Below are 2,510 nucleotides of genomic sequence, written 5' to 3'. Positions count from 1 at the left end.
AACGACAATCTGATTATCCAGAAGCTGAACACCTCGCCGGAAGCCCTGGGGATCTTCGGCTATAGCTTCCTCGATCAGAACAAGGACAAGGTTCAGGGCAGCCAGATCGAAGGCTTCGACTCGACCTTCGAAAACATCTCGGCAGGCAAGTACCCGGTTTCGCGTTCGATCTTCTTCTACGTGAAGAACGCACACGTCGGCGTTATTCCGGGCATCAAAGAATTCGTCACCGAATTCGTCTCGGAAAAAGCCTACGGCAAAGAAGGCTATCTGGCCGATAAGGGCCTGATCCCGCTGCCGGATGCGGACCGCGCCAAGGTGCGTGAATCCTCGGTTGGCCTCGCCAAGCTGGCGATGTAATCAGGGTGGGGGCTCGGCAACGGGCCCCCGTCGCTGTATTCGGTTGAAAACCATTGCGCGGCGATGGGACTTTCCCGAATAAACAAAAATCCGTTTTTCCTTTTTTCGGTTACATGAGGGGTCCCCATGTCCCCGTCTTTCGTTTTTATTGCGGTTGCCGCACTTGCGGTCTTCGCTTTCTTCTTGGGTCGACGCCGTGTTTTGGCGATGGAAGGCACGCGCATCCGCGCCAGCATGCATTCCCTACCCAGCTATTATGGCTATTACATGGCGCTCTGGTGCCTTGTTCCTGCGGCCGCCGTGATGCTGCTGTGGGCGGTGTTGGAGCCGACGGTCATCGAACATATGGTGCTGAGTGCCATGCCCGAGAGCTACCGGGCGATGAGTTCGAACCAGCTCACGCTGGTGATGGCAGACATCCGCAATTTCGCCTATGGGAATGCGGGCACCCGCACCCCGGACCCGGCGATTGCCGATGCGGTGCGCAACTATCACGGGCTGCATGAAACCGGCGCGTGGATCGTCAGCATTGTCGGCGCCTGCCTTGGCGTTGCCGGGTTCGCGGTCGGCTTCTGGCGGATCAATCCGCAGATGCGCGCCCGCAACCGGGTCGAACGTTTTGCGATGGTAGTGATGATTATCGCCTCCACCATTGCCGTTCTGACCACCGTGGGCATTGTTGCGTCGCTCATCTTCGAATCGATGCGCTTCTTCACCAAATATCCGGCGCTGGATTTCCTCTTCGGTCTGCAATGGAGCCCGCAAACGGCCATTCGTGCCGATCAGGTTGGCTCCTCCGGGGCCTTCGGCTTCCTGCCGCTGTTCACCGGCTCGCTGCTGATTACGGTGATTGCGATGTTGGTGGCGGTGCCGGTTGGGCTGTTGTCGGCGATTTACATGGCCGATTATGCCAGCCCGCGCCTGCGTTCGGTGGCAAAGCCGGTGCTGGAAGTGCTGGCGGGGATCCCGACCGTGGTTTACGGCTTCTTCGCCGCCCTCACCGTCGCCCCCTTCGTGCGCGATGCCGGAACGGCTATGGGGCTGGATGTGGCGTCGGAAAGTGCTTTGGCCGCAGGCGTGGTGATGGGGATCATGATTGTTCCCTTCGTCTCCTCGCTGGCGGACGATGTGATCCACGCCGTGCCGCAAAGCCTGCGCCACGGGGCCTATGGGCTCGGCTCCACCAAGTCGGAAACCATCCGGCAAGTGGTGCTCCCCGCCGCCCTGCCAGGGATCGTCGCCGCCGTCATGCTGGCCATCAGCCGCGCGATTGGCGAAACGATGATCGTGGCTATGGCCGCCGGTCTGGCCGCCAACCTCACCTTCAACCCGCTCGCGGCGGTGACGACGGTGACGGTGCAAATCGCAACGCTTCTGGTCGGCGACCAAGAGTTCGATAGCCCCAAAACCCTCTCGGCCTTCGCCCTCGGGCTGGTGCTGTTCGTCATCACCCTGTGCCTGAACGTTATCGCTCTGGCCGTTGTGCGCAAATATCGGGAAAAATATGACTGATATCGTCGAACGCCCCCAGGGGGCGGCCCTCGGTGTGCACGCCACCGACGAGGCCAAAAAAACGCTTGAAGCGGCGGTATGGCTCTGAATGGCGGTTCCGCGCCTATGGGCTTTCCGCCATTCTGATCTCGATCATTGCGCTGGCCGTGCTGCTCTGGAGCATCATTGGCCAGGGTTACACCGCCTTCACCGCGACGACGATGACCCTCACCGTCACCGTCGATCCGGCGCTGGTCGATCCCGGCGGCAAGCGCAGCCCGGACGATCTGCGGGCGGGCGACTACCAGGGCGTTGCCCGGGCGGCGTTGCGCACCTCTTTCCCCGACGTGAAAGACCGGAACGAGCTGCGCGCGCTTTACACGCTGCTCTCCAACGGCGCAGGCGATGAAATCCGCGATCAGGTGATGGCAAACCCCGCCATCATCGGGCAGCAGATTACCGTCCGCATTCCGGTGGCTTCCGACTATGATATGTACGCCAAGGGCTTTGCGGGAAAGACGCCGAAAGGCGGCGAATCGCGCCTGAGCCCGCAGCAAATCGCTTGGTTTGAAACGCTGAAAGCCGATGGTAAGATTCACCGCAGCTTCAATGTCTGGTTCCTGAGCAGCGGCGATAGCCGTCAGCCCGAACTGGCGGGG

General features: G+C 61.0%; 3 protein-coding genes. All 3 read left to right on the top strand.

The window, feature by feature from the left end; genetic code table 11:
* Positions 1 to 360: substrate-binding domain-containing protein (locus VZ95_RS10180; RefSeq protein WP_045775744.1), on the top strand; the 360-nt coding region annotated here is incomplete at its 5' end.
* Between the two features lie 126 nt (positions 361 to 486).
* Positions 487 to 1,872, top strand: coding sequence for a phosphate ABC transporter permease subunit PstC (gene pstC / locus VZ95_RS10175; protein ID WP_045775743.1), 1,386 nt, complete (start codon positions 487 to 489; stop codon positions 1,870 to 1,872).
* A gap of 65 nt (positions 1,873 to 1,937) precedes the next feature.
* A partial coding sequence (locus VZ95_RS10170) for a DUF3333 domain-containing protein (RefSeq protein WP_156995227.1) occupies positions 1,938 to 2,510 on the top strand: 573 nt, incomplete at its 3' end.

This window comes from Elstera litoralis, assembly GCF_000963705.1.
GTDB lineage: Bacteria > Pseudomonadota > Alphaproteobacteria > Elsterales > Elsteraceae > Elstera > Elstera litoralis.
The sequence above is the reverse complement of the archived record's forward strand: the minus strand, read 5'-3'. Positions and strand labels throughout refer to the sequence as shown.